Origin of the sequence: Shewanella glacialipiscicola (genome assembly GCF_023283485.1) — a bacterium.
GTDB classification, from domain to species: domain Bacteria; phylum Pseudomonadota; class Gammaproteobacteria; order Enterobacterales; family Shewanellaceae; genus Shewanella; species Shewanella glacialipiscicola.
In genome coordinates this window covers 1-19,143 of sequence record NZ_JAKILU010000025.1, presented here as the reverse complement: position 1 = coordinate 19,143, position 19,143 = coordinate 1, and the positions used below count along the sequence as shown (strand labels likewise).

The window sequence follows — 19,143 nt, the reverse complement described above, 5'->3', positions numbered from 1 at the left end:
TTAAATGCATAATGTAAGGTAAACTCTTGATAATTTTGTTATCCATCCTTATTTGAGTCATTTAAAATAGAGTTTATATGTTTCTAGCGCCGTATTTTTTAAAGCAAAATCAAACTATTTCCGTTTCCGCACAACAAGCCAGTGACTTCGCCAAAAAAATTGCGCAGGACTTCAATCCTATACACGACGTGGGTGCTAAGCGTTTTTGTGTGCCAGGTGATTTGTTGTTTGCCTTAGTATTAACCCAGTATGGTTTAAGCCAGCAGATGAAATTTAGCTTTGCAGGCATGGTGGGTGATGGCACTGAATTACAGTTTCCGGCGCAGGTGAATGACAGTTTCTCGATTTGTGATAGCCGTGAAAAAGTCTACCTTAATGTCAGCCGTCAAGGTGATGTCAGCCGTTGTGACGCGCAAACAGAATCCTTTATTCGTCAGTATGTGGCGTTCTCTGGGCATAACTTTATTGATATTTTGATCCCTTTGATGAAGCAGCATCAAGTGATGATAAACCCAGAACGACCCTTAGTTATTTACGAAAGTATGTCGTTTGATTTAACCACTTTAGATTTTATTGAAGTGACACTCTCGCTTGTTGGACAAGATTTAAAAATCAACGGTAAACGCGGTGACGTCACGCTGCATTTTGAACTGCATAGTGGTGATATTGTCGTTGGAACTGGGATTAAAACGTTAGTGATGAGTGGATTACGTCCCTATGAAGAGGCATCGGTGCAGCAAATGCGCGCCACCTATGAAGGCCGTAAAACGGATTTCTAATTGTTGATATTGTTACTCAAATACAACACATAAAAAAACGAGCTGCCATTGGTAGCTCGTTTTTTATGCGCTAAATGCGCTTTACAACATCACATGTGCCCAGATTAGGCTATTTTTTCAATCTTAGCCGGCAGGCCTTGTCTGGCCGATGCGCCGCTCGCCCAATCCACTAGCGGATAACGCCCATTACGGCTTGGATCAAACAAGTTTAAGTCGTTCATATTAATCCCCACACGGATCAACGGATTGGCCGCGATGCTAATATCGTCAATCACAGTGTCACGCGCGCCGAGTTCTTTATGACCATAGCCATGCTCTATAGCGATACAGTCGGCTTGCACGCCAGCAACACATTCCACTAGGGCAATCACGCTGCCATTAGGCGTGCTGATTTTAACGGTATCACCGGTGCTAATCCCAAAACGTGCTGCGGTTTTCTCATTAAGTCGCACTGGGTTATTGGGGTGAACTTGGCGCAAGCGGTCTGAACCAATACTCATCGAACTCATAGTGTGAGACTTATAGCTGCTGATAAGTAATGGCCATTGTGATTTATCAAACGCCTTGTCGAGTGGTGTACCATCGGCCAAGGCGGGTTGATATAAGCGTGGGCAACCACTCATAAACTCCCCTGTTAAACTATTGCGACGACTGCCTACCTCTGGGTTCCACAGCATCATAGGTTTAGGCCACACTTTGCTAGGATTACCCGCTTCATCTCGGGCATTACGCATATTTTCAAAGCGGCCACCGCGGGCAAATAAGTAACTGACTTTTTTGACCTCTTCAGGTTTTAACCTAGTGTTTAGCTCCGCTTGAATCCGGCTAACGCCGCTAAGATACATATCTTCGGCATTGATATCGGCGACCGCTGTGCCTAAATAAGCCACGTTTGCTGCGCCATAAAGTGAATAGTCGGCAGCGCGAGTTAACGGGTGCAAACTGCCATCGGCGGCGGTTATGGCATCTTCTCCAAAGCCGGGTAGGGCTAATTTGATTGCCACTTGGCTGAGGAAAGATTCCATACACACCACATCACCCGTGGCCGTTTTAGCGACGCGAGGCTCGACAATCGGCCAGCGGCCAGTGACCACTTTGGTCATTGTGCCTTGCCATGCTGAGGTCCAGCCCCATGACTCATAGGTTAAGGTGTCGGGTACAATGTAATCTGACAGCGCTGAGGTTTCGTTAATAAAACTGTCGATACTGATAAACAGCGGCAACACTTTAGGATCTTTTAATTGCTCGCCTATGGCTTCACCTAAACCCGCTTGGCCATAAACAGGGTTACCCATGTGGTTAATCCATGCTTTGAGCGTATAAGGATAACCGTGTACTGCCGCAGTTAAATGCTCGCCCAATAATGGTGATGAAATAGGATACCAAGGTTCCTTAGACGGATAGGGCGATTGGCCCGCTTCGACCTTACGGCGGTATTCTGAGGTTTTCTCATAGGGGAATTTAGAGCGTGATAAAAATACTCCCTTAGGTTCGAGCATGCCGTCAAACTCTTGCAGATTGTATCGTGGTCCTTTACCAAAGGCAGGGAAAGAACCGCCAGAGGCTAACGCGCCACCTTTTAAGTTTATGTTACCTATCATGGCGTTAAGCATCATGATCGCCCATGCACTGTAAAAACCATTGGCGCTCATTGTGCCGCCATGTGAAATCACCGCGGCTTTAGTGCCGTGGCTGGTAAATTTATCGGCAAGGTCGATAATTTTCGCTTCGCTGATATCACATTCCTTGGCATATTCCGCCATGCTAAAGCCAAGGGCGGCGTCGCTTAATAGCTGGAAGCTAGATTTAACGGCAATTATGCCTTTGGGCGTATCAACGCTGTGAATAACCGCAAGCTTGGCTTTTTGGCTCATGCTTGCCAGTGTGACAGCTCCGCTTGCCTCGTCGATAACTAAAGGCGAATCTTGTTCACCATAGGCTTTGCCCTCAAAGGGTAAGCCCAGATCGCTGGCAAATAAATACTGACCAAATCTTGGTAGTGTTGGGTCGCTGACAATAAGATAGCTCGCATTACTAAAACCGCGATACCCCGCCGCTTTAGCCGCTTCCACATTCGGCGCCGTGAGGAAATTGACCGCATAACGTTGCTGCTCAATTATCCAACGTAACATGCCCATCGCTAATGCTGAGTCTGTTGCTGGCCTAATAGGTAGCCAAGTATTGTTGCCTGCACAGGGTTGGTTAGAGGTGTTGGGCAACATGGGTGACACCACTACATAACTGAAGTTGGTGTTATTGACCCGCGCATTGGCTAACTGTCTGGCTTGGCGCTTAAATGGGTTACCCGATTGCTGGGGTGAAGTGCCGATAAACAGTAAAAACTCGCTGTTATCCCAATCTGGTTTTAAGTGAGCATATTTTTTTAAATCATCGAGTAACGCACCCGCCCCCGCACGGTAAGTAAAGCCGCAATAGGCGCCGTGGTTAGCAAAGTTACGCGTACCAAAACTATTAAAGGTAAAGCGTTTAATCAGTGCATCGCGACCTTCATCAGAGGCATTTGATACTAATAGCTGGTTGGCTTTAGGGCCGTATTCTGGGTTATTGGCATCCAGTGGCGTGCTAACATCGCGGATTGCGCGCAGCCCTTCAACATGGCCTTCACCAAATAAGTCACCGCCTTCGACGGTTTCATTTAGCAATTGCTCAAAGCTAATACTTTGCCATTGACCACTGCCACGCTTACCCACTCGTTTAAGGCATTGGGTAACACGATGTGGGCTATCTAATTGCTCCAACATGGCATTACCACGGGCACAGGCTGTTGAACGGCCCTGTAAACCTTGCTCTTGAAACGCGCTTAGACCAACAAATGCTGCTTTAATTGGCGTGTCAAAATCGATATGCTCTCTAGCCGATAATGGGTGGTAAGGGTTACCGCTAATGCGGATTATTTTATCGGTTTTTTGATCGATTCGTGCCCGTACACCGCATTTAGTCCAGCAGCCTAAACACATGGTATTGACGACACGCTGCTCATCATTACTGATAAGTTGACCTGTTTTTAAATCGACTTTGTATTCAGGTGTTAATGAATTGCCATGCAGGGGATCATGGGTCGGTTTACCCGAAGTGCCATTAACAACGCCCTTGCCTATTTGCGTTAAGGTATGGCTATAACCTGCGGCAAAGAGCCCTACGCCACCCGTTACAGCAGCCCCTTTGATAAAACGACGTTTACTTTTGTCCATAGTGGACTCCTCAATTCTGTCTACGTTAATTCTGTAGGTTCAATGGGCTGCTCAACGTGAAAGCGTTGCCTTGGGTGTGTGGCGAATTAATTCAGAGACGAGCGCGATTAATGCTAACCACAGGCCGAAGGTTCCGGCTATGCCTAATAGTCCTTCAGGTCCCCAAGGTAATTGGTAAAGGTAAGTACCTGCGCCGTATTTAGGGTCGGTTTGCGCTTGAATTAGCACTATCCAGCGAAAGCCCCATGCCAGATGAATACTGGTTAAGCTCACAATCAACATCACGCTATTAGGGAGATGGCGCAGTGCCAGCATCAAGGCGAGTAGCGCTAGTGTAATCAGTACCCAAATCGCCGCTAGTTGCCAGCTTGGGCTGGTTTCTAGTAAAAGCGCGGCTTCTGGCGCTGAGCCGTTATCAAATAAAGCCCAACCGATAAGGCACAGTGCAAATAGGCCGAAGCTTGCGCGGATCCACAGTAATAGGCTGTCTTGAGTCGCCTGCTGATAACCGTGCAATAGACGATTTAATACCGCTAAGGTGCCACAGGCTGCCAATAAGGCGCTGGTGGCCATTAACGGTGGCAGCCAGTAGGTGTGCCACAATGGACGAGCCTTGATAGCCATGGTTTCCATGCCGGTGTAAAGCGCGATGCTACAAGCACTTAAGGTGGTTAATATGGCGATGATTTTAATCAGTTTTTCACTTTCCCAGTCGCCAAATCGGAGTAAGCTCGCGATACGTTGTACCCAGTCTTGATTGAGCTGATTTGAACGGTTGGGGAGATATTGACGCAGTAATAACCAGGCAAATACAGCACTGGTGCCTGAAAATACCGGCAGTAAAAATGCGCCGAACCACATCCAAGAGTCAGGACGCACTTGGGCATAAAAGTGCCACGCGCGCAGCGGTTGATGTAAGTCAGCGAGTAACGCAATCGGCGCCACAATACCCGCGGTTAGCATTAAGCTGGCGCAGAGTTTCAGTAATCTGTCATCACGTTTGCCTTTAGTGAATAAATGGATAGTGGCAACCCATACGCTGGCATAGGCTAAACCCATCATAAAAAAGTATTGCACTGCCCAAGGTAGCCAAGTAATGGCGATATCAGGGGTAAAGATTTCTTTAATGACCATGGTGGATCTCCTCGCCAGTGTCAGTGAGTAAAGTGCGAACAGGAGCTTGGCCGCTAATACGATCTTCAAAGGCACTGCTCATTCCAATATAAAAGACCCGAGGTGCCGTGTTTGCATCAGGTTTTAACACTTTAATGTCGCTGCTATTGGCTGCGAGTAACTGGCTAATCTGGCTGTTAGGATCGTTAAGATCACCAATCACTCGTGCTTCGCCAACACAGGTTTCAACACAGGCGGGCAGTAATCCCACATCTAATCTATGGGCACAGAAAGTACATTTGTCGGCGGTGTTAGTATCGTGGTTGATAAAGCGCGCATCGTAGGGACAGGCATGCACACAGTAGCCACAACCCACGCACCATTCATTATTTACAACAACGATACCGTCTTTACGCTGGAAGGTGGCGCCCGTTGGACATACAGGAATACAGGGTGGATTTTCACAGTGGTTACACAATCTTGGCAGCATTAAGAATGCTGGGCTGGACGCCTCATCTTGCTGTGACACTTCGTACTGTTGTACTGTGGTGCGAAATTGTCCTAGTGGTGGTTGGTTTTCAATAGTACAAGCTACCGTACAGGCTTGGCAGCCAACGCAGCGACGTAAATCAATCACCATGCCGTAACGTTTGCCGACTTGGCCTTCGCTCGCATTATAGGTTTGACTACTGCTACCAGCGTTACCGCTTTGTGGATTATCTTGCGCATATACTTGCACTACGGGGATCAATGCGGCGCCTACGCTCACACTGGCCATTTTGCCGAGAAACTGACGTTTACTCTTATCCATACCGATTTCCTTCACTCTTGCAGATCGCTAAAAACTGGCTCATAGACCTCAGATTTATAGGTTTATGGCGAGGTATGTAGAACATTCTGTTAAAGGGAAGGGACTATAACTATAGTGGTATTCCACATATCAATTGTGGACTTGATCTAGCGCAATAAAAATCCGTTAGAATGGCCATTAAGTGTGAACTCAAACTGTATTTTAAAGGATGTGAGGGAGTGTATTTTAGATTGTATTACCGCCCATTATCGGCCATAAAAAACCATCCAATGCATCGTCTCCCAAGGTGGGATCTACTTGCCCAATACGGGTTTTATGCGTTTTGCTCGATAGTGGTTTTAGTCTTGCTGAGTGTCTTATTTACTGGCGATGCGATGGCAAAACCACAAGATCACATTGAACCGTCGGTATCTGCCACTTCAATTCCGCTTGTCGCTAAGAGTGCTTTAGCGGATGAGACTAGCTATCAGCCTAACTATGGTTCTAATGATGCCTCTAACGATCAGCCAAATAATGAGCTTATCGTTCAGTCTAATAATGAATCTTATGCAGTGGTAGATGTGGGCGTGTTGGCGATACGGGGCTATAAAGCGACAATTACGCGTTGGCAACCCCTAATGCGCTGGCTTGAAACACAAATTCCTAACAGTTACTTTAGGTTACACCCGTTATCCTTAGATGAATTGGCTAAGGGCGTTGAAACCCAAGAGCTGGATTTTGTCATCACCAACCCCGGACAATCGGTATTATTGGCGCGGCAATATTCTCTGTCTTGGCTGGCAACGCTGCGTAGTCCGGTAAATCATGGCGCGGCGATGCAAGTGGGTTCAGCACTGGTTGTGCGGGCCGATTCTGCCTATCACACTTTAAGTGACTTAAAGGGGCGCAGGTTGGGTATTGTGTCGACCAGTGCCTTTGGCGGTTACTTAACCTTAGTGTATGAAGCTCAATTAAAAGGCATTGATTTACCGCGTTTTGTGGGCGATATCGTGCCATTAGGCTTTCCGTTAGATAACTTACTCTATCAGCTCGGTGGCCGCCGCTTTACTGCCCATGCATCGCCTAATATTGCCAGTATGAACTCCAATGTTGATGCTAATATTGACCCCAATGTTGAACAAGCAACTACTAATGCTAGCCCTGATATTAGCCCCAGTATTATCGCTAATCCCGATTCGACTCTTGTTCCTGATCTTGATCTGAATACTCATCATGAAGTGTCACAAGCTGCTGCGTTAGATGCCGTTGTGGTGCCAGTGTGTCAGCTTGAGCAAATGCAGCGCGAAGGCCTAATAGACATAGCAGATTATCGGGTGCTGGATAATCAGGCCCCCGCGGGGTTTCATTGCCAAGTCTCGACCCGTTTGTACCCAAACTGGTCTATGGCGAAAACCAATCGTGCCTCGCAATCTTTAGCCAAAAGTGTCACGCAGGCGTTATTGGCACTCCCTGAAGATCATTTAGCCGCTAAGGCCGCCGATTCAGCTGGTTGGACGACAGCGGTAAGCCAATTGGCGATCGATCAGTTGCTTAAAGATCTCGACATGCACCCTCTACAAACACCTTGGTGGCACAATGCATGGCTGTGGGTAAAGTCTCATCAACAATGGGCTTGGTTTGTACTGGGTATTTTGGTGCTGCTCAATGTGTATCATTTTTGGTTGGAATACCGTTTTAGTCGTCGGGGTCGAGAGCTACTTAATACCCAGCGTCAACTCAGTGAAAACCGCATGTTATTGGAGCACGCCCAACGAATTGCGATTGTTGGCGAGCTAGGTGCCAGCCTCTCCCATGAGCTCAATCAACCTTTGGCGGCAATTGGCCATTATTGTCACGGCGCCGAAGTGCGGTTACAGCGGGGCAGCACGCCAGAGGAACTGCAATCGGTGTTGACGCTTATCCAGCAGGAAGTCACGCGGGCCGACAGTATTATCAGCCGTTTACGTAATTTAATGAAGAAGCGACCTATCTCTAAAGTGCCGTGCTTTTTACATGAACTTATCCAAGATACTACGCCACTATTGGCCTATGAGTTTGAACGACACCAGATTAACATTGGCATCCACATCACGGGGACGCCCTATTTACAGCCCCTTGATGAAGTTGGTATGCAGCAGTTATTACTTAATTTATTAAAAAATGCTGCCGATGCCTGCGTGCAACAACGGGAGTTAATGCAAAGTGAAGCTCAAGGCACTGCCCAAAATAGTGCGACTCACCAGCAACGCTATACACCCACAATCGATATTGAGCTTGATTACCAACAGAGCCAAATATTGCTGACCATTACTGACAATGGCGTAGGGTTAAGCTCAGAGGCCAGTCAGTTAATGCAGGCATTTTACTCGACTAAATTAGAGGGATTAGGTTTAGGACTGGTCATTTGCCGCGATATTGTTGACAGCCATAGTGGTCATTTTAAGTTAGATAGCGCCGTTAATGGCGGTTGCCAAGTACAAGTATCTTTACCCCGTAAAGCCGATGGAGTGTTGTGATGAGCCTTGAATTACCCGTGTATTTAATTGATGACGATGATTCTGTGCGCCGTTCATTACGTTTTATGCTCGAAAGTTACGGCCTTAATATTATCGACTTTGATAGCGCCGAAGCTTTTTTTCCTGCAGTAGACTTAACGCTGCCAGGCTGCGCGTTAGTCGATGTGCGCATGCCGGGCTTGAGTGGTTCGCAGCTGCACGCTGAACTAATCGCTAAAAATAGTCCCTTGGCGGTTATTTATCTTACCGGCCATGGCGATGTGCCAATGGCGGTTGAAGCCCTTAAATTAGGCGCGGTAGATTTTTTCCAAAAACCGGCCGATGGCGCTAAGTTAGCTGAAGCCGTAGTCAAAGCTCTCGAGCATGCAAAAGCCCATTATCAAGACAATCAATATCTCGAAACTTATCAAGCGCTCACGCCAAGGGAGCGGGAGATACTCAAGTTGATAGCCCAAGGGCTTAAAAACCAAGAAATTGCCGATAACCTCTGCATTGCCATGCGCACGGTTGAAATTCACCGCGCTAATTTGATGAAAGGCATGCAAGTGGCATCGTTGGCAGAAATGATGCTGATCTACGGCCGTATCGCTGAGCGGCTACCGCTGGAATAAATTCGTTAAAATTTACCTTTTACTGCGCTAATTGCCGCTTTGTTAGCCGCGTATTTTTGCTAAGTTATCGTATCATTGGCACCGTTATACCCAAGCTACCTTAAAATACTGAAACTTATATCTTCAGATAGCTTGGGTATATATGTGAGCCAAGGCATTAGCGGCGCGCCGCCGAATTGCCAATACACCGCGATTGCCTTATTTTAGGGGCACGATTTTTAAGGCCAAGCATAGTGGCCCTGTTGGATAGTCTTATTTTTACTGCATAGATAAGACTTATCCCGTTTGGATAAGGAATAAAATGGCAAGCTTGATTCGTATTGTGCTGATTGATACGCACCTTCCGGGCGTTGTGGAACTCGCCCTCAATGGCCATACCAACATTTGTGGGACTAACGCCTCGGGTAAAACTACGCTGCAACGCTTAGTGCCGGTTTTTTATGGCGAATACCCAAGCCGCGTGGTGCCTTCGACCCGCGACAGTTTCGAGCGTTGGTACTTGCCACACGATTCAAGTTACATCATTTATGAATATCAAAAAGCCGACGGTTTACTGTACCAAGCTGTGTTGGCCTCGGCGGGTGATGGTAAGGGCGTTAACTACCGCTTTATCGCTAAAGGTTTTGAGCTAAGCGATTATATTAAATCGCAAAATGGTGACACTATTTTATGCCATACCATGGCGGAACTAGGCCGAGACTTAAAACGTGCCAACATCGCCACTACTAATTTGCTCAATACCCGTGAATATCGCGCCATTATCCAAAACGATCGCACCCTATTAAGCACGGGCAGTAATCGCAGCGAGCTGCGCGGCTATGCCCGCCAATTTGCCCTGTGTGAGGGCGAGCATTCGTTGCGCCATATTGAAAAGCTCGCCAAAGCGGTGCACTCCAAAGAGGGCAAAATGGAGACGATCAAATCGATGATCGCCGCTATTTTAGAAGAAGACGGCGTTAACCCGCCAAGCTCGCGCTTAAATCCGCAGCGCGTCGAGGCGTGGATCCGTGAAAGCCAGTTGATTCAAGGCTTTGAAGTGATTCGCCCCGAGTTTGAAAAACTCGAGCAAGAATTTAATCAACTGCTTAGTGCCGAGCTGCGTTTATCTAGCCTGTCGCGCGGCTATCGTAATGACGAAACCTTAGAAGCCGATCGCCAGGATGTTCAACAAACCTTATCAAAGGAACTGAATTTAAAACTGCGCTTGCTAGACGATGAATGGAAAGAGCAGCGCGATGAGCTCAACCTCGATTTATCGGCAGCTAAGGGTGATGTGGCCAAGTGCGAGTATGAACTCGATGCGATTGAAGATCAGCACAGTGCCTTTTTAGATGCCAATATAGAGCAAGCTAAGGCTGACTTAGAGATGCTGCCAAACTGGCGCACCGATGTTGAAAACCTAAGTGAGCGCCATAAGCTGCAAACCGAAAAGCACCAAGATATTGAGGCGGCCTACAATGCCCGTCGCGGTAAAATTGGCGAGCAGTTAAACCGCGAGCTAGAAGGTTTGCATAGCGATCAAGACAAACTGCGTGAAGCCCGTGATAAGCAGCGTGAAGTCGCGCGCACCGATATTGATGCTTTAGAGGCGCAATGGCGCAGCCAAATGGATGCGGGCAAGGCGAGCTTTAGCGAGCAAGAGTTCCAATTTAAACTCAATGCCGCCGAGCTTAAATTACGTGTCGATGGCGTGACTTACACCGAAGAAGAAAAGTTAAGCCTAGCAATTTTTGATGAGCGTATTCATCGCGCTGATGAAGAGCAAGAAAGCTGTAATGCTAAGGTCGAGCGCTTAAGCAGCGACGAGCGTAAAGTGCGAGCTAAACGCGACCAAGCTAACGAAGCCCTGCGTATTGCCACCTTAAGAGTGAATGAGCGCCAAACAGCGCTCGATGAACTGCACCACATGCTGTTTCCGCAATCCCACACTTTACTCGAGTTTTTGCGTAAAGAAGCCCAAGGTTGGGAGCAAAGTTTAGGTAAAGTGATTGCGCCTGAATTACTGCATCGTACTGATTTACATCCAAGCTTAGTGACTGAATCGAGCGAGGCTTTCTTTGGGGTACATTTAGATCTCAAAGCCATCGATGTGCCTGAGTATGCGGCGTCTGAGCAAGAGCTGCGTATCCGGTTAAGCAAAGCTGAAGAAGCCCACACTAGCGCCCAAGAATTGCAAATTGAGGCTGAATCGCAATTAGTAGCGATCAATGGCGAGCTGGATAATTTAAGCCGCGAGCTTACCTTTGCCCGCACTGCCTACAAAAATAGCCGTGACGATCTGCGCCGCCTATTTGATGAAAAGCGCAGTGAACAAGAAAAAATCAATAAAGCATTAAGTGAGCGTAAAGCCCATGCAGGACAAAGGCTTATCCAACTCGATGGCGAGCTAACACAGCTTAAGCATCAACACGAACTTTGGCTTGAAGAGCAAAAAGAGCAAGCGCTTGAAGCGCGCATGGAGAAAAATGCCTATTGGCAGGAAGTCATCGGCGCGCTCGATAATCAACTCGGCCAAATTAAAGCGACCATAGAAGGGCGCCGTGAAAGTGCTAAAGCTGAACTAAAAGCCTGTGAAACCTGGTACAAAAACGAACTTAAATCCCGCGGAGTGGATGAGGGCGATATCCTCAAGCTCAAGCAACAAATTCGCGAATTAGAGGCCAAAATTAGCAGCGCGGAGCAGCGTCGTAGCGACGTACTGCGCTTTGACGATTGGTATCAGCACACTTGGCTGATGCGCAAACCTAAATTGCAAACTCAGCTGAGTGATGTGAAACGCGCAGTATCCGAAATCGATCAACAGCTTAAGGCGAAAACTCAAGAGGTTAAAACCCGCCGCCAACAGCTAGAAACCGAACGTAAAGCCTCGGATATGGCGCAGGTTGACGCCTCTGAAAACTTAACCAAGTTACGTGCAGTGATGCGAAAACTCGCAGAACTTAAGCTACCCAATAATAACGAAGAAGCCCAAGGCAGCCTAGGTGAGCGTTTGCGCCAAGGTGAGGATTTACTGCTAAAACGCGATTATTTAATGGGGTCGGTTAAGCAATATGTGGAGCATTTTGACTCCGTTATCGCCAGTAAATCGGGTTCTGGTTTAGCTGAGACTTGGGAACGTGCCCGCGAAGAATCGAGCTTTATTAACGACAAAGGTATTCGTTTGCTGGATTATCGTAAGTTAGTACCACAGCTTGAGCAATTGCTGAACGTGATTGTGCCGCAATCGATTACTGCGCTACGTGAGCAAGGCCGAATTTTCGGCGTCGACTTAACGGCGTTTTATGATGTATTAGCCGATATCGACCGCCGCATTGCATCACAAAGTGCGCGTATTACCCGCGAAGTCGGCGAAGAGTTATTCCTCGATGGCGTGTCTGAATCGGCGGTACGTATTCGCTCACGCATTAGTGAGTTAGAGTTTTGGCCCGAGCTTGAACAGTTCGTCAAAGCCTTTAAACATTGGAAAGCCGATGGTTTTAATGGCCTGCCAGATGAGGATTACACCAACAGTATGCGCCGCGCTTTAGACATTATCGGCCGCGCTGCGCTAACGGGCGGTATCTCTAAGTTATTGGAAATTGAGCTGCGCCTTAAAGAAGGTAACAGCGACTTAATTATCCGCACCGACAGACAACTTAACGAATCCTCAAGCCACGGTATGGCGTATCTGATTTTGTGTAAGTTCTTACTGGCTTTCACTCGCTTATTACGTGGACGCGCCGATGTGACCATTCACTGGCCGATTGATGAGCTTGGCACCTTGCACCATACCAACGTGAAGAAGATTTTCGATGCCTGCGAAAACAACAATATTTGTGTGCTGGGCGCCTTCCCGAACCCTGAGTCTGAGGTGCTAAATTTGTTCGCCAACCGCTATATTATCAACAAACAAACTAAGAAGTTGCAGGTGGTGAAGCCCAAAGCCAATCCGATTGCGGATATGTTGAATAAGCGTCTGTCGAAGGAGGCCATCTAATGAGCGCACTCATGGATCAGTCAACCCAAACCGTATTAGTCGGCACCGGCGCGTTAATTGAATTGTTACTCAAGGGCGAATTTATCTGCCGCACCACTAACGAAGAAGGCTGGCGCGCCCTTAAAAATAACAGCACCCGTGAGCGGGTCGAAGCCTATTTAAACCAGATCAATCGTACTGTGGCGTCTGCCGCCGAAGGTGATGTGTTTTTTTGTGGCTATCTGCAATTGGGCGATAGTGAACGCAAAGTTATTTCATCGCAGTTTAAAGATATTTGTCAGTCACTTATCCCGCTGGTGGAATGGTTAGTATTAGTACAAGAGGCCAGTGGTCAGGATGCACCGCTAAACGAAGGTGCACCCGTGCGCTTAACTGAGTTGCAAAGCCGTATCGAAGATACGCCGGCGTTTCGCGAACAGTTAGCCAAACTGAGCCAATATCGTCTATTTGGCTCGACAAGCTCCAATAGCGATGCGCAAATCAAATTAGTCTTTAAACGCTTGGTCGAACTGGGTTATTTAGTGCGCCCGAACGTCGAGAAGCAAATCTATATCGCCACGGGCAAGCTTGATTATCTGTATGAAGTGATTCGCTTTATTGATGAAACCGAAGGTTTAAGCCTAGAAGCGCAGGCAGAAACGGCAACCCAGCGGGATCTAATATAATGTTGGCATTGTTAAACCTAGGTAAAAGCTGTGACCAAGGAGGCCATGATGAGCAGTAACTTACATCAAGCTGGTGTAAAGCTACTCAAGCAGTTAGGTCGCCATGCTGACATCATTATGGACACCTATTTGGCGGGTTCCTTAAATGAGGATGCGCACGACCCAAGCGTGGTTGAAAAACTCAAACAGGCGGGCATTTTGTGGCGACCAGAGCCAGATCAAGAGCTGCGCCTTAAGCGTTCTGTGCGCGCCTTGCTCGAAGAAGGCTTGAGTGATGAGCGTAATCGCCAAATCGACTCTAACGTCGGCTCGGCCTTAGCCACCATTAAAACCTTAGCTGACCACTATAAAGAGGCGCGCCATAGCTCAGACTACAGCGCCGCTGAGGCCTATTTATCTGATTTAAGTGAGCATGTTTATAGCTTTGCCGACAGCCTGCGTTATTCGATTCGGGTACTGTGGGGCCGCATTAATAACGAATTCGGTTATGTTGGCACTATTAACGCAAAAATCCGTGAAAACGAACTCGCCCAAAGCCAAGTGTCTGAATTACTGAATGGCTTAGAGATGTTCCAGTTTAGTGAGCTGGGCGAAATCGCGGGTGATATCCGTGAGCTACGTAAGCTGATAGTGACCACCTTGCAAGAAACCATGAGCGACTGCGCCCAAGAGCTCAGCGTAGTGCAGGGGCGATTACTGGAGCTTTTAGGCCGTTTCAGGCAAATTCGTGGTCGCACTCGTTTGCTAAAAGGCTGGTTACTCTATACCGATTTGCATCCTGATTATCGTCCTGCGGACCATGTGTCGCACAAGGAGATTCCGAGTCTTTTTAATCGCGCTGAATTTTTGCTCGCTCCAGCTGCGGTAGACGTACACAACGCCAGCCAAGAACTAGAGCTAATGGGTATAGTGGCGCACATTAAAGCCATTAGCCGTCATCCTGTGGTTGCTGCGGTGCGTGAGCGCGATGCGCCCGTGTCACTTACTCAAAGTGAAGATTTTGATGTGCCAGATAATCCGCTCAAACAAGCGGTAGATGAGTATTTTGTCGATGTGATTGAGTCTGGCCTGCGCCAATCGGCGCTGGAATATTTGGCAGATAAAGCGCTGCCTTGGAATGCTGAAAGCTGGATTTACCAAGTGATTGGGGGTTATGAAGGCTTACCCGATGAGCACAAAGCCTATTTTGAGCTTGAGCCATTAGGCGAACCGCATCCGATTTATAGCGGTAACTTTATCATTCGTGATGTTGAATTATGGCTCGCCTAGGCCAGCAACAGTTGCAGTTATTGGAGAGCGCTTTTATTAAGCGCGCTCCCAAGGTTAAGCTTACGGCTAACTGGCGCGCGATTTACCGCGAGTTAGAAGTGGGCGAGTTAGACGAGTCTGAAAAGCATTTGTGCTTCGCGCCGCGTGATTTTGAACTGTTAAGGCAAGGTGTTTTAGCGCTAATGGGGCTTGATTTACGGGAATTAGATTTCAATGTTGACCGCATGACGATGTCCGCCAAAAGTCACGATGAAAAGCTCGCTAATATTCGCCCCGAAGCTGAATACCTGTTACTCAAATTTCTGGGTTTTACATCACAGCCATTTGCTATATCCGCCTTAACCTCGCTGCGGGTGCCTATCGATGGAGCACAAGATTATTGTCGTACACTTAAGGTCTCGGCTATTTTAGTGATTGAAAACTTAGATGTGTTTGATGTTATTCAGCAAGCACGTTTACCCGCAGATTTAACCAACCTCATGGTTGTTTACCGTGGTAGCGGTCATCATTCACCAATTGGGGTGCAACATTTCTTGCAAGTAATGGCAGGCCAAACCCCGATTATTGCCTTTACTGACTTTGATCCAGCAGGGCTGCAAATTGCGCACACGTTAACGGGCGTGACGCATTGTGTAATGCCGCAACTTGCGCTGAGCGCACCAGCGCAGTTATTGGCGATAGCACAAATTAATTCGAGCAGTGATTTCAACAAGCAAGCTAAACAGGCTAAGTATTTACAGCATGCCGATTTACATAATTGGCAAAAATTTGCTTGTTGGATCAGTCAACATCGGCTCAGTATCAAACAGCAACACCTGCTGGCTCACGAGCTTGAACTAGTGTTAGTGCCATATATTTAGTCCATATTTATTTCATCCCTCTACTTATTCATCGCTTTAATAGCGTTTAATGCTTTTATAGTCGATAAATCAGTCATTAAATCTTAGGTTGATTATCTTTTAGTTGTTTAGATGTTTAATTTGATCTGTTTTTGACAATGCTTTGTTGTTAAAAATATCTTAAATAAGTGTGCTGACGGCTGGCGTATTATTTTTGTATTTTAATTAGCCTTAATTATCAGTGGCATGAAAAATTAACGTGATATTTGCAGTTTTATTGAACATTAAAAAATGAAATAAACTCATTGAATTAACCTGCAGCATGTTTCACTATCCCCCGCCTAGGCCAAAAATGGATTGGCCATTGCGCTCATTATGGACAATGAATCACTAGATATAACATCTTTGCGGAAACCACAAACATGATGAAATCACTTTCGACGCGGATCTTTATTGGTCTGTTTGCGGGCCTTATTTTCGGCACCATAGTGCAGTATTTTTTAAACGATATTGGCCTATTCTCGAATAATTTAGTCGAGCTTGCCGACGGCGTTGGCACTATGTTCGTTAATATGATCATGATGCTGGTGGTGCCATTAGTGTTTGTGAGTATTGTTTGTGGCGTGTGCGAGCTACAAGACCTTAAAAGTTTTGGCCGCTTAGGCGGTAAAACCTTCGGTTTTTATATTATTAATACCGTGGTCGCCATCGCGACTGCGTTATTGCTGGTGTTATTACTTGAGCCCGGAAAGGGTGTGGATATGGGCAGCACTGAGGGCGTGGCGATTACCGCAACTGAGCTACCAAACTTAATGGCATTGGTGATTGATATCGTCCCGCGTAATCCTGTGGCGGCCTTTATGTCGGGCAATATGCTGCAAGTGATCTTTATGGCGCTCATGCTTGGTGGCGTGATTAAGTCACTCGGTGAGCATGTTGCTGGCGCGATACAAGGCTTTCAAACTGCTAACAAAATTATGATGAAGCTGATTTCAGTAGTGATGTGCCTGGCCCCTTACGGTGTTTTTGCGCTGATGCTTAAACTTGGCGCGACCTTAGATGCGGGCATGTTGGTGAGCGTGATTGAATATATGGCGCTGATCCTCGCGCTGTTACTGCTGTGGATATTTATTGTTTACCCTATAGCGGTGGGCATATTTACCCCTATTTCTGCTAAAAACTTTCGCGATAAAATCCAAGAACTAGTGCTATTTTCACTCTCGACCGCAAGCTCAAACGCGACGATTCCGGTGACTATGCGCACGTTAACCGAAAAATTAGGCGTAAATCGTGCGGTAGCAGGTTTTGGTGTGCCGCTTGGCGCGACCATGAATATGGGGGGGGTGGCCATTTATATTACGATCGCAATATTCTTTGTCGCCAACGCCTTTGATATGCCGATTACCACAGAACAACTGCCTTCGTTGCTCTTTAGTATCTTCCTATTGTCGGTGGGTGCGGGCGGCGTACCCGGAGGCGGTATGGTAATGCTTGGCGTGTTAATTCATCAAATAGGTTTACCGATAGAAGCATTTGCGATTGTGGCGGCCTTAGATCGTATTATCGACATGGTGCTCACCTCTTGTAATGTAGTGGGGGACGCTGCGGTATTGACCATAGTGGATCAAACTGAGAAAGTGCATCAAACCGAAAAGGTGCATCAAGTTGAATTGGCTAAAAGCTAAAATAGCGGTTATATAAACAAATAAAGCCACTGGAATCAGTGGCTTTATTTGTTGGTAACTTTACATTTTGTAAAAGCATTAAGACCAAAATAACTCGACTCATGTTATTTACTGCCTGAGTTATTTACTGCTGTGTTAGTTGCTATTTGCTTACTGGTGCGAGTTATTTTGTCCAGATACCCCATGGCAAAGGCTGATAACACAAACGTAATATGGATCAGTAAGTACCACATAATTTTATCGTTAGAGATATTTCCAGCATTCATGAACACTTTAAGCAAATGAATGGATGAAATGGCCACAATAGAAGCGGCGACCTTATTTTTGAGGGAGTCAGCATCTAGCTTGCCAAGCCAGCTCAGCTTTTCGCACCCCTCATCAACATCCAGCTGCGAAACAAAGTTCTCATAGCCAGAAAACATCACCATCACGATAAGCCCGCCCACCAAAGTGATATCAATTAGCGACAGTGTGATGAGCACTAAGTCCACTTCATGCATGTCAAAAATGATGGGCAGAATATGCCAGATTTCCTGAAAAAATTTCACACCTAAGACGAGTAGCATTAGGCTTAATCCCAGATAAATAGGCGCCATGATCCAGCGCGACTCGTACATCAATTTTTCAAAAAACTTTTCCATATAACGTTTAACCCTCCTATAACGCATAGCAAAAGTTAATCTGTTTAAGTTATAAAGGCATTGATATTAATAGGTTTAATGGTACTGATGTAGGCGTTAGGCCGATGCTTGAACGCGTATTTAACCTTATTCGCCACAACGACTCTTAATATCTAGTAATGAGATATTTGCACCAAAATAGTACAACGCCTAGTAAGCACCACATATGTTTTACCGCGGATTTTTTCAACCGTGTGAGCCGAAATTTAATAAGGGTTTGTTATGTATTCATTGGTGAGGTCACGCGCAGTGCTGCGGCAGATTTGTATGGCCTTACGGCCGAGATAAGTCAAAGTCGTGGGGCTTCACCCCCTGACGTTTAATCAAGAGTCGACCAAAGAGGACTGCTAGTTCTATCAAAAACGTCCATGTTAAACTGCCTGCTCGATATCCCTATCTCGTGCTCAAAACGGCCGTTGGCCTTCGCTCTTGGATGCACCCAGACGCCCCATTTAGAGTGTTCTTATGCTATCGCGTCAGACGCTCGTCCCTGATTCGACTGACACTATCTCGGCATCTGATAGGCAGGATGCCTGAATGTCGTGAAGTGCATGGATGCACGAGAACGACCATGCCTCGATCATGCAACGAATACAAATGCCCTGCGGCAACTTCGCAGGGGTGGGTGAACTTCTGTGATCTCGGTATTGGCTGTTAATCCCAAAAGAGTTATGCCTGTCCCATCTTTGCCATCCTTGTTGCGGCCTTACGGCCGAGGTGAATCAAAGCCGTGGGGCTTCACCCCACACCCGACCAAGGAGGACTGCTCGTCCTATCCTCCTTGGATGCTCCATGACGCCCCTAACGGAGTTGAAAGCCCCTTGGGCATTTAGCGTCCTTATGCTATCGCGTCAGACGCTCGTCCCTGATTCGACTGACGCTATCTCGGCATATATGGACCCATCCGGTTTGCAAGAAAGAGTTCATTGCACCCATATATCCGGCCTGTTGTTGAGGGATTCCTCTGGCCCTGATGGATATCTGCTTCTACTGTCCTTATCATCCTTG

General features: G+C 46.9%; 12 protein-coding genes. 8 read left to right on the top strand and 4 right to left on the bottom strand.

What is annotated here, in order from left to right; genetic code table 11:
- Positions 1–77 precede the first annotated feature (77 nt).
- A complete protein-coding gene (locus L2717_RS15340; RefSeq protein ID WP_076497976.1) occupies positions 78–779 on the top strand; it encodes a DUF3581 domain-containing protein in 702 nt (233 codons plus the stop codon).
- A gap of 104 nt (positions 780–883) precedes the next feature.
- On the opposite strand, the gene L2717_RS15335 is transcribed toward L2717_RS15340, so the two are convergent.
- Genes L2717_RS15335 through dsrO form a run of 3 tightly spaced genes read right to left on the bottom strand, consistent with a single transcriptional unit; the run spans position 884 to position 5,915 of the window.
- Positions 884–3,991 carry a tetrathionate reductase subunit A gene (locus L2717_RS15335; protein ID WP_220773503.1) on the bottom strand — a complete coding sequence of 1,036 codons (3,108 nt, stop codon included), beginning with the start codon at positions 3,989–3,991 and terminating at the stop codon, positions 884–886.
- 51 nt (positions 3,992–4,042) lie between these two features.
- Complete coding sequence (gene nrfD / locus L2717_RS15330) at positions 4,043–5,125, bottom strand: NrfD/PsrC family molybdoenzyme membrane anchor subunit (RefSeq protein WP_220773504.1); 1,083 nt, start codon at positions 5,123–5,125, stop codon at positions 4,043–4,045.
- Positions 5,115–5,915 (bottom strand): sulfate reduction electron transfer complex DsrMKJOP subunit DsrO, encoded by an 801-nt coding sequence (gene dsrO / locus L2717_RS15325; RefSeq protein WP_220773505.1) that lies wholly within the window; start codon positions 5,913–5,915, stop codon positions 5,115–5,117. Before dsrO ends, nrfD begins: the two co-directional genes overlap by 11 nt.
- A 374-nt stretch (positions 5,916–6,289) precedes the next feature.
- Between dsrO and L2717_RS15320 the strand changes: the two genes are divergently transcribed.
- The 7 genes from L2717_RS15320 (at position 6,290) to L2717_RS15290 (ending at position 17,455) form a co-directional block, all read left to right on the top strand.
- Positions 6,290–8,410: a sensor histidine kinase gene (locus L2717_RS15320; RefSeq protein WP_220773506.1), complete on the top strand. Its 2,121-nt coding sequence runs from the start codon at positions 6,290–6,292 to the stop codon at positions 8,408–8,410.
- Positions 8,410–9,021 carry a response regulator transcription factor gene (locus L2717_RS15315; RefSeq protein WP_220773507.1) on the top strand — a complete coding sequence of 204 codons (612 nt, stop codon included), beginning with the start codon at positions 8,410–8,412 and terminating at the stop codon, positions 9,019–9,021. Before L2717_RS15320 ends, L2717_RS15315 begins: the two co-directional genes overlap by 1 nt.
- A gap of 301 nt (positions 9,022–9,322) precedes the next feature.
- Positions 9,323–12,997 carry an ATP-binding protein gene (locus L2717_RS15310; protein WP_220773508.1) on the top strand — a complete coding sequence of 1,225 codons (3,675 nt, stop codon included), beginning with the start codon at positions 9,323–9,325 and terminating at the stop codon, positions 12,995–12,997.
- 11 nt (positions 12,998–13,008) lie between these two features.
- Positions 13,009–13,662: a hypothetical protein gene (locus L2717_RS15305; protein ID WP_076498052.1), complete on the top strand. Its 654-nt coding sequence runs from the start codon at positions 13,009–13,011 to the stop codon at positions 13,660–13,662.
- 48 nt (positions 13,663–13,710) lie between these two features.
- Positions 13,711–14,931 carry a phosphoenolpyruvate carboxylase gene (locus L2717_RS15300; RefSeq protein ID WP_220773510.1) on the top strand — a complete coding sequence of 407 codons (1,221 nt, stop codon included), beginning with the start codon at positions 13,711–13,713 and terminating at the stop codon, positions 14,929–14,931.
- Positions 14,919–15,791: a DUF7281 domain-containing protein gene (locus L2717_RS15295; protein ID WP_220773509.1), complete on the top strand. Its 873-nt coding sequence runs from the start codon at positions 14,919–14,921 to the stop codon at positions 15,789–15,791. Before L2717_RS15300 ends, L2717_RS15295 begins: the two co-directional genes overlap by 13 nt.
- Positions 15,792–16,192: 401 nt before the next feature.
- The gene (locus L2717_RS15290) at positions 16,193–17,455 is read left to right on the top strand and encodes a dicarboxylate/amino acid:cation symporter (RefSeq protein WP_220775060.1); all 1,263 of its coding nucleotides are present in this window, start codon (positions 16,193–16,195) and stop codon (positions 17,453–17,455) included.
- 104 nt (positions 17,456–17,559) lie between these two features.
- Here L2717_RS15290 and L2717_RS15285 read toward each other — a convergent pair whose 3' ends face one another.
- Positions 17,560–18,096: a TIGR00645 family protein gene (locus tag L2717_RS15285; protein ID WP_220775059.1), complete on the bottom strand. Its 537-nt coding sequence runs from the start codon at positions 18,094–18,096 to the stop codon at positions 17,560–17,562.
- Between the last annotated feature and the right edge of the window lie 1,047 nt (positions 18,097–19,143).

Bases quoted from the DNA above. Each gene is read 5' to 3' on its own strand.
- L2717_RS15310 (WP_220773508.1), top strand. From the start codon at position 9,323: ATGGCAAGCTTGATTCGTATTGTGCTGATTGATACGCACCTTCCGGGC.
- L2717_RS15315 (WP_220773507.1), top strand. From the start codon at position 8,410: ATGAGCCTTGAATTACCCGTGTATTTAATTGATGACGATGATTCTGTG.
- L2717_RS15295 (WP_220773509.1), top strand. From the start codon at position 14,919: ATGGCTCGCCTAGGCCAGCAACAGTTGCAGTTATTGGAGAGCGCTTTT.
- L2717_RS15335 (WP_220773503.1), bottom strand. From the start codon at position 3,991: ATGGACAAAAGTAAACGTCGTTTTATCAAAGGGGCTGCTGTAACGGGT.
- L2717_RS15305 (WP_076498052.1), top strand. From the start codon at position 13,009: ATGGATCAGTCAACCCAAACCGTATTAGTCGGCACCGGCGCGTTAATT.
- nrfD (WP_220773504.1), bottom strand. From the start codon at position 5,125: ATGGTCATTAAAGAAATCTTTACCCCTGATATCGCCATTACTTGGCTA.
- L2717_RS15320 (WP_220773506.1), top strand. From the start codon at position 6,290: ATGGCAAAACCACAAGATCACATTGAACCGTCGGTATCTGCCACTTCA.
- dsrO (WP_220773505.1), bottom strand. From the start codon at position 5,915: ATGGATAAGAGTAAACGTCAGTTTCTCGGCAAAATGGCCAGTGTGAGC.
- L2717_RS15340 (WP_076497976.1), top strand. From the start codon at position 78: ATGTTTCTAGCGCCGTATTTTTTAAAGCAAAATCAAACTATTTCCGTT.
- L2717_RS15290 (WP_220775060.1), top strand. From the start codon at position 16,193: ATGATGAAATCACTTTCGACGCGGATCTTTATTGGTCTGTTTGCGGGC.
- L2717_RS15300 (WP_220773510.1), top strand. From the start codon at position 13,711: ATGAGCAGTAACTTACATCAAGCTGGTGTAAAGCTACTCAAGCAGTTA.
- L2717_RS15285 (WP_220775059.1), bottom strand. From the start codon at position 18,096: ATGGAAAAGTTTTTTGAAAAATTGATGTACGAGTCGCGCTGGATCATG.